This window comes from Mycobacterium sp. E3339 (assembly GCF_001666915.1).
Taxonomy (GTDB): Bacteria; Actinomycetota; Actinomycetes; order Mycobacteriales; family Mycobacteriaceae; genus Mycobacterium.
This window is the reverse complement of sequence record NZ_LZIZ01000179.1, coordinates 26,589-34,394: the sequence shown is the minus strand read 5'-3', so window position 1 is coordinate 34,394 and position 7,806 is coordinate 26,589. Positions and strand designations below refer to the sequence as shown.

The 7,806-nt window shown below is 71.3% G+C and carries 9 protein-coding genes; 5 read left to right on the top strand and 4 right to left on the bottom strand.

The annotated features are described in order from the left end of the window. The 3 genes from infB to A5702_RS16335 all read left to right on the top strand — a co-directional run. The coding region (gene infB / locus A5702_RS16345) for a translation initiation factor IF-2 (RefSeq protein WP_082956087.1) at positions 1–1,995 on the top strand (1,995 nt) is incomplete at its 5' end. Between the two features lie 12 nt (positions 1,996–2,007). Continuing rightward, on the top strand, positions 2,008–2,487 hold the full coding sequence (rbfA, locus tag A5702_RS16340) for a 30S ribosome-binding factor RbfA (protein ID WP_055400380.1): 480 nt from the start codon (positions 2,008–2,010) through the stop codon (positions 2,485–2,487). Continuing rightward, positions 2,462–3,472, top strand: coding sequence for a bifunctional oligoribonuclease/PAP phosphatase NrnA (locus A5702_RS16335; RefSeq protein WP_068221926.1), 1,011 nt, complete (start codon positions 2,462–2,464; stop codon positions 3,470–3,472). The genes rbfA and A5702_RS16335 overlap by 26 nt, the downstream gene beginning before the upstream one ends. 10 nt (positions 3,473–3,482) lie before the next feature. On the opposite strand, the gene A5702_RS16330 is transcribed toward A5702_RS16335, so the two are convergent. Genes A5702_RS16330 through A5702_RS16320 form a run of 3 tightly spaced genes read right to left on the bottom strand, consistent with a single transcriptional unit; the run spans position 3,483 to position 5,211 of the window. Next, the gene (locus tag A5702_RS16330; protein WP_068221924.1) at positions 3,483–4,064 is read right to left on the bottom strand and encodes a hypothetical protein; all 582 of its coding nucleotides are present in this window, start codon (positions 4,062–4,064) and stop codon (positions 3,483–3,485) included. A gap of 22 nt (positions 4,065–4,086) precedes the next feature. Beyond that, positions 4,087–4,449, bottom strand: a complete 363-nt coding sequence (locus tag A5702_RS16325) for a hypothetical protein (protein ID WP_068221922.1) — start codon at positions 4,447–4,449, stop codon at positions 4,087–4,089. A gap of 12 nt (positions 4,450–4,461) precedes the next feature. Then, positions 4,462–5,211 carry an enoyl-CoA hydratase gene (locus A5702_RS16320; RefSeq protein WP_055400372.1) on the bottom strand — a complete coding sequence of 250 codons (750 nt, stop codon included), beginning with the start codon at positions 5,209–5,211 and terminating at the stop codon, positions 4,462–4,464. A 44-nt stretch (positions 5,212–5,255) separates the two neighbouring features. Here A5702_RS16320 and A5702_RS16315 point away from each other — a divergent pair, with 44 nt between their 5' ends. Next, entirely contained in the window at positions 5,256–5,525 is a 270-nt protein-coding gene (locus A5702_RS16315) for a DUF2277 family protein (RefSeq protein ID WP_055400370.1), read from the top strand. Then, positions 5,522–6,118, top strand: coding sequence for a DUF1802 family protein (locus A5702_RS16310; RefSeq protein WP_068221921.1), 597 nt, complete (start codon positions 5,522–5,524; stop codon positions 6,116–6,118). Before A5702_RS16315 ends, A5702_RS16310 begins: the two co-directional genes overlap by 4 nt. On the opposite strand, the gene A5702_RS16305 is transcribed toward A5702_RS16310, so the two are convergent. Continuing rightward, positions 6,077–7,792, bottom strand: a complete 1,716-nt coding sequence (locus tag A5702_RS16305) for a CocE/NonD family hydrolase (RefSeq protein WP_068221919.1) — start codon at positions 7,790–7,792, stop codon at positions 6,077–6,079. The two genes, A5702_RS16310 and A5702_RS16305, sit on opposite strands and share 42 nt — an antisense overlap. Between the last annotated feature and the right edge of the window lie 14 nt (positions 7,793–7,806).

Below are 7,806 nucleotides of genomic sequence, written 5' to 3'. Positions count from 1 at the left end.
GGAAGTCGCGGACCGGGCGGTTTCCGCGGTCGCCCCGGCGGCGGTGGCGGCGGTGGCCGTCCCGGTCAGCGCGGCGGCGCGGCCGGCGCGTTCGGCCGTCCCGGTGGTGCGCCCCGGCGCGGGCGCAAGTCCAAGCGGGCGAAACGCGCCGAGTACGAGAACATGCAGGCGCCGGTTGTCGGCGGCGTGCGGTTGCCGCACGGCAACGGCGAGACCATCCGGCTGGCCCGCGGCGCGTCGCTGTCGGACTTCGCCGACAAGATCAACGCCAACCCGGCCTCGCTGGTGCAGGCCCTGTTCAACCTCGGCGAGATGGTGACGGCCACCCAGTCGGTCGGCGACGAGACGCTCGAGCTGCTGGGCAGCGAGATGAACTACGTCGTCCAGGTCGTCAGCCCGGAGGACGAGGACCGCGAGCTGCTGGAATCCTTCGACCTCACCTATGGCGAGGACGAGGGCACCGAGGAAGACCTGCAGACCCGGCCGCCGGTGGTGACCGTCATGGGTCACGTCGACCACGGTAAGACCCGGCTGCTGGACACCATCCGGAACGCCAGCGTGCGCGAGGCCGAGGCGGGTGGCATCACCCAGCACATCGGCGCCTACCAGGTGTCGGTCGAGCTCGACGGCGAAGAGCGGCCGATCACCTTCATTGACACCCCGGGTCACGAGGCGTTCACCGCCATGCGTGCCCGCGGCGCGAAGGCCACCGACATCGCGATCCTGGTGGTCGCCGCCGACGACGGCGTCATGCCGCAGACGGTGGAGGCCATCAACCACGCGCAGGCGGCCGACGTGCCGATCGTGGTGGCCGTCAACAAGATCGACAAGGAGGGCGCCGACCCGGCCAAGATCCGCGGCCAGCTCACCGAATACGGTTTGGTGGCAGAGGATTTCGGTGGCGACACGATGTTCGTCGACATCTCCGCCAAGGAGGGCACCAACATCTCCGCACTCGAAGAGGCGGTGTTGCTGACCGCCGACGCCGCCCTCGACCTGCGGGCCAACCCCGACATGGAGGCCCAGGGTGTGGCGATCGAGGCGCACCTGGACCGCGGCCGCGGCCCGGTGGCCACCGTGCTGGTGCAGCGCGGCACGCTGCGCGTCGGTGACTCCGTGGTGGCCGGCGACGCGTACGGCCGCGTCCGCCGCATGGTCGACGAGCATGGCGAAGACGTCGAGGAGGCGCTGCCGTCGCGGCCGGTGCAGGTCATCGGCTTCACCTCGGTGCCCGGCGCCGGCGACAACTTCCTGGTCGTCGACGAGGACCGCATCGCCCGCCAGATCGCCGACCGGCGCAGCGCCCGCAAGCGCAACGCGCTGGCGGCCCGGTCCCGTAAGCGGATCAGCCTGGAGGACCTGGACTCGGCGCTGAAGGAAACCAGCCAGCTGAACTTGATCCTCAAGGGCGACAACGCCGGTACGGTCGAGGCGCTCGAGGAGGCCCTGATGGGCATCCAGGTCGACGACGAGGTGGAGCTGCGCGTCATCGACCGCGGTGTCGGTGGCATCACCGAAACCAACGTCAACCTGGCGTCGGCGTCGGACGCGGTGATCATCGGCTTCAACGTGCGCGCCGAGGGCAAGGCGACGGAGCTGGCCAACCGCGAGGGTGTCGAGATCCGCTACTACTCGGTGATCTACCAGGCGATCGACGACATCGAGAAGGCCCTGCGCGGCATGCTCAAGCCCATCTACGAGGAGAGCCAGCTGGGGCGCGCCGAGATCCGCGCGATCTTCCGGTCCTCGAAGGTCGGCATCATCGCCGGCTGCATGATCAGCTCGGGTGTGGTGCGCCGCAATGCGAAGGCCCGGCTGCTGCGGGACAACATCGTGGTCGCCGACAACCTGACGATCACCTCGCTGCGGCGGGAGAAGGACGACGTGACTGAGGTCCGCGAGGGCTTCGAGTGCGGTATGACGCTGGGCTACTCCGACATCAAGGAAGGCGACATCATCGAGTCCTACGAGCTCGTCGAGAAGGAGCGCTCCTGATGGGCGGTCGGCATGCCTGACCCCGCCCGGGCGCGCCGTCTGGCCAAACGCATCAACACGATCGTCGCCTCGGCGATCGAGTTCGAGATCAAGGATCCCGGGCTGGACGGGGTGACCATCGTCGACACGAAGGTCACCGCGGACCTGCACGATGCGACGGTGTTCTACACCGTGATGGGTCGCACCCTGGACGACGAGCCGGACTACGCCGCCGCGTCGGCTGCGCTGGAACGCGCCAAGGGTGCGCTGCGCACGATGGTGGGGGCGGGCACCGGTGTGCGCTTCACGCCCACGCTGACCTTCACCCGCGACACCACGCTGGACACCGTGCAGCGGATGGACGAGCTGCTGGCGCGCGCCCGCGCGGCGGACGCCGACCTGGCGCGGGTTCGCTCGGGGGCCAAGCCGGCCGGGGAGGCCGACCCATACCGCGACAGCGGGCCAAGCGAGGTGTATAAGGACAACGGTGACGACGACCGACGCGAAGACTGAGCTGTCCCGCGCCGCGGGAGCCGGGGCACGCGTCGACGCCCACGGCGCGGTCGAATTGCTCTCCGGCGCCGAGACCGTCGCGGTGGTCGCCCACGTGCACCCCGACGCCGACACCATCGGCGCGGGTTTGGCCCTGGCTTTGGTCCTGGACAAGTGCGGCAAGAGCGTCGAGGTCGGTTTCGCCGAGCCCGCGCTGCTGCCCGACTCCCTGGCGTCCCTGCCCGGGTGCTCGCTGCTGGTCGGCGCGGAGGCGATGCGGCGCGACGTGGATCTGGTTGTCACCGTTGACGTTCCGAGCGTCAAGCGGTTGGGCGCGCTGAGCGATCTGGCCGGCCCCGGCCGCGAGGTGCTGGTGATCGACCACCACGCCAGCAACCAACTGTTCGGCACCGCCAACTTCGTTGACGTGTCGGCTGATTCGACCACGATGATGATCGCCGACATCCTCGACGCGTGGGACAAGCCGATCGACCCGGACGTGGCGCACTGCATCTACGCCGGCCTGACGACCGACACCGGATCCTTCCGCTGGGCCAGCGCCCGCGCGCTTCGGCTGGCGGCCCGGCTGGTGGATACCGGCGTCGACAACGCCGAGATCAGCCGAACGCTGATGGACAGCCACCCGTTCACCTGGCTGCCGCTGCTGTCCCGCGTGCTGGGCTCGGCGCACCTGCTGCCCGACGCGGTCGGCGGCCGCGGCCTGGTTTATGCCGTTGTGGGGCACCAGGATTGGGTCACCTCGCGGGCCGAGGAAGTGGAAAGCATCGTCGACATCGTGCGCACCACGCAGCAGGCCGAGGTGGCCGCGGTGTTCAAGGAGGTCGACCCGCAACAGTGGTCGGTGTCAATGCGGGCCAAGGCCGACGTGGACCTGGCGGCGGTCGCGTCCGCCTTCGGCGGCGGCGGCCACCGGCTGGCCGCCGGCTACTCGACGAGCGGCCCGATCGACGACGCGGTGGCGTCGTTGCTCGGCGCGCTGGGCTGATTGCCCTGGGCTAGAACGCCCAGCTGCCCGAGCGCTGCAGCACGAACCCGTGGTCCCCACTGGTGGTGTCCAGGCAGGCGACCAGGTTGTCGGCCCCGACGGCGCACGTGACGTTCAGGTGGGTCAACTTCTGACCGGCGCCGAGCAACTTGCCGCCGGGCGCCAGCGCGGTTGGGTTGCCGTCGCAGCCGCCGAAGGACATGCGGCTCAGCTGGTAGCCGGGTCCCTTGAAGTCGGCGGAGCCCACCAGGCAATCGCCCGGGTGCGGGCGCCCGCCGAGGACCGGGACGTCGTCGATGCCGGGCATGTCGCCCTTGCACTTGATGTCCTGCGACGGCTGCGGCGCCGGCGCCGGCCCGCCGTAGAAGTCGCAGGCCAGGGAGTACGGGGTGGAGAAGCTGATGCGGGGCGGGGTGTCCGGCCCGGAGCTGGTCACGTAGCCGTCCGCCGGGACGGGGGCGAAACCGTCCAGGCTGGGAAAGCCCGGCGGTGGCAGCGCGGCCGCGCGGGGCAACGCCGGCCCCACGGCCGCGAACGCGAACGCCAGAGCGCCCACCAGGACCCTCACGGTGACGTCGACGACCGCACGCATCAGCTGATCGTATGGGTTGCCCTCAGTTCGCCCATAAACCAGCGGCGATAAGAACCGACCCGAGGGCCGTGACCAGGCCCAATGCCGGCCACTTCCACATCCCGGCGCGCCGGCGAGCGCCCGCGACCAGCGCCCCGACGCATGACACCACCAGCCCCACGGCGATCCCGGCGACGATGACGACCGTCCCGGCGAAGGTGCGGTGGACGAAGTGGGTGACGTCGGGGCTGTCGCAGTTATCGCTGCATATCGGCAGCATCAACCACATCGAGGACAACAATGCCAAGGCGAATGCCCCGGCACTGACAACCAGCTGCACGACGAAGAGCAGCACGGTCGCGACGGTGTCCGCGGTCGCTCGCCCGCGCCGCTGGGTTTGCGTCATCGGTTCGGCCGGTCAACGCACCTGGGCCCGGCCGCGCTGCAGCACCGCCTCGCGGTTGGCCGCGATGTCGTCTCCGCTGGTCCGGAACTGGCGGGCGGCCATCGCCTCGAGCCACAGCCCGCCGCTGGTCTGCGCGTCGTCGATCCGGTGATAGGACGACAGCAGCGCGCGCACCGCGTCCTGGTTGTTGCCGACGATGGAGGCGGCCACCTGGCGGGCCGTGCTCAACAGCGCCTCGTGCGCCACCACCTCGGTCACCAGCCCGGCGCGCAGCGCATCGGCGGCGGACAGGTAGTCCCCGGTCATGCTCATCCGGCGGGCCAGGCCGACGCCCACCTTCTGGGGCAGCCGCACGCTGAGCCCCCACGTGGGCAACAGGCCGACGCGGGCGTGCGTGTCGGCGAATCGGGCGTTCTCCGAGGCGATCAGGATGTCGCAGTAGAGCGCCAGCTCCAGGCCGCCGGTGACCGCGGCGCCGTTGATCGCACCGATCACCGGCTTGCTCAGCGGTGGCCACCGCGGGGAGATGTCCGGCAGCGCCGAGGACCCGCCCAGCTCCTTGAGATCCAGTCCCGCGCAGAACACGGGATCTGTGCCGGTGACGATGACGACGTCGACGTCGTCATCGGTTTCCGCGTCGGCCAGGGCCCCGAAGAACCGGTCCCGCAGCGCCGAGGACAGCGCGTTGCGAGCCTGCGGCCGGTTCAGGGTCAGCGTGCGCACCCGCTCGTCGGTTTCGATCAGCAGGATGTCATCGGTCATGCGTTCACCGTAGAGGGTGGCTCGCGGCGCCTATCGTGGATCCCATGTGCAGGAACATCACCGAGCTGCGCGGGCTGGATCCGGCGGCCACCGCCGAAGAGATCGCGGCCGCCGCGCGCCAATACGTGCGCAAGGTCAGCGGGATCACCCGACCCACCGCGACGAACGCCGAAGCGTTCGAGGCCGCCGTCGCCGAGGTCACCGAGACGACGACGCGGTTGTTGGCGGCGCTGCCCCCGCGGCGCCAGCCGCCGAAGACCGTTCCGCCGCTGCGCCGGCCGGAGGTTATCGCCCGGCTGGCCGGGGCGCAATGACCCGAACGGCCACCACCGGAACCACGACGCCCGCGCTCAAGGAGTGGAGCGCCGTCGTGCGCGCCCTGCTGGACAGTCGCCAGAAGGTGCTGCTGCGCAAGGGCGGAATCGGGGAGAAGCGCTTCGTGGGGGTACCGCCCGCTCGCGGGGGACTGGCCGCCAGCGAGTTCCTGCTGTTCCCGACGGTCGCGCACAGCCACTTCGAGCGGGTGCGGCCCGAGCATCGCGACCTGCTGGAGGCGGCCGCCGCCGACAGCACCGAGGATCGTCTCGTGCTCAGGGCGGCCGCGAAAGTCGTTGCGGCCGTGGCGGTTAACCGGCCCGACGGCCTTGGCTCGATAGAGGACCTGCACATCTGGACGGCCGAATCGGTGCGCGCCGACCGGCTCGACTTCCGCCCGAAGCACAAGCTCGCCGTGCTGGTGGTGTCCGTTCACCCCTTCGCCGAGCCGGTGACGATCACCCGTACACCCGAATACGGCGGCTGCAAGAGCTGGGTGGAGCTGCCGGTGCGGCCGCCGCTGGCGCCGCCGGTTTGCGACGGCGCGGCCCTAACCGAGGTCGCCGCCCGCGTCCGCGGAGCCGTTGGCTGACAGGTCCGGCGGGCCGACGGGCAGCAGCAGCCGGGAACGGCCGTAGCGCACGGTGTGGGTGGCCGGCCTGGACTGTCGGCCGGTCAGGATCGGCTCGTCGGTGCCCAGGTTGCGCGCGTAGCGGGGAAACCAGGCACCGGCGATCAGCACGCGGATGCGCGACCCGGCGCGGAAGCGGTGGGCGGTGCCGTCGAGTTCGACCCGGACGGATTTCTTCGAGCTCTTGACGGCGTTGTCCAGCCGCCGGTAGCCCTCGCTGACGTTCTTGGACCGGCCGTTGGCGTCGACCTCGCTCACCCGGACGAACAGGTCGACGTTGGGCGTGTCGGCGCCGTGCACCAGCTCGACGACCGGGCTGCCGTAGACGCACAGGTCGTGGGTGAGGGTGAGGCTGGTGAAGGCCAGCACGTCGTCGCGCGTCGCGAGCCGGCTGTCGTCGCGGTAACCGCCGTCCGGCGACAGCAACGGGCCGCCCGTGGTGGGCGTCGGGTCGGCGGGGTCGTAGCGGAAGGTCGCCGGCGCCAGCCGCGGCAGGCCCGTCGGCGCCGTCTCGCCCAGGTGGCCGCCGGGCCGCAGGTAAAGCGCGCGCTCGGCGGTGGCGGGCGGCCAGTCGGCGACGTTGCGCCAACCCTGGCCGGTGACACAGACATGCACCCGGCTCGGGCGCCGGGCGGGTGCCCCGCCCAGGTGGGTGCCCAGCCAATCGAGCGTCTCCCGCGCGCCGGTGCTCAGCCCGCTGGTGAGCATCTGGGCGTGGGTCCACGGGCCCATGGTGAGCGCGACGTCCACGCCGCGGGCCCGCAGCCGGCGGTACTGCTGCAGCGTCTGCCGCACGAAGATGTCCTGCCAGCCGCTGATCAGCAGCACCGGCACGTCGACGCGGTCCAGCGCGTCGCCGCAGCGCAGCGCGTCCCAGAACGGATCGTCGCGGTCGGTGTGCTCGAGCCACGACTCGAACCACGGCGCACCCGCCCCGAGCAGCGCCCGGGCCGACTCGCCCACCGGCAGCCCTAGGGCCGCCCGCGCCACGTCGCGCCGGACGCGCAGCTGGCGCAGCGCCGACCGGACGCGCACCGGGTCCTCCTGGTGGGCAACCATGTCGCTCCAGCCCAGGAAGTCGTTGATCGCGAACGAGCCGGTGCCCCAAGTGGATTCGTTGAAGTCGTGCGGCCCCACGGTGATGACGGCCGCGGCCAGCTCCGGCGGTGGATCGGTCAGCAGCGCCCACTGGGTGTAGCCGAGGTACGACAGCCCGATGGTGGCGAAGCGCCCGGTGAACCAGGTCTGCTCGCGGAGCCAGGCCGCGGTGTCGGCGCCGTCGGCGACCTCGTTGGCCATCGGCTCGAATTCCCCGCCCGATCCGAACGTGCCGCGCACGCTCTGCAGCACCACGTGGTAGCCGCGCGCCGCGTACAGCGCGCCGTACACCAGGGAGAACGGGAACGCGCGTCCGTAGGGCCCGCGGACCAGCAGGGTGCCGGCGGGCGACGCGGTGTTCGGCGCGTAGTGGTCGGCCACCAGGTCGACCCCGTCGCGCATGGGCACCCGGAGGCGTTGCACGGTGTAGTCGGTCGTGGCGGGCGGCAGGCCCAGCAGCCGGCCGAGGGCCTTGCCGCCGACGTGGCGCAGGGCGTGCAGCGCGGGCTGGGCGGGTCGCGTCGAGGTGATACTCACGGTGCCCAGGCTAA

Coding starts and splice junctions, on each gene's coding strand:
- A5702_RS16325 (WP_068221922.1), bottom strand. CDS start 4,449: ATGACGCAAACCCAGCGGCGCGGGCGAGCGACCGCGGACACCGTCGCG.
- A5702_RS16320 (WP_055400372.1), bottom strand. CDS start 5,211: ATGACCGATGACATCCTGCTGATCGAAACCGACGAGCGGGTGCGCACG.
- A5702_RS16315 (WP_055400370.1), top strand. CDS start 5,256: ATGTGCAGGAACATCACCGAGCTGCGCGGGCTGGATCCGGCGGCCACC.
- A5702_RS16310 (WP_068221921.1), top strand. CDS start 5,522: ATGACCCGAACGGCCACCACCGGAACCACGACGCCCGCGCTCAAGGAG.
- A5702_RS16330 (WP_068221924.1), bottom strand. CDS start 4,064: ATGCGTGCGGTCGTCGACGTCACCGTGAGGGTCCTGGTGGGCGCTCTG.
- rbfA (WP_055400380.1), top strand. CDS start 2,008: ATGCCTGACCCCGCCCGGGCGCGCCGTCTGGCCAAACGCATCAACACG.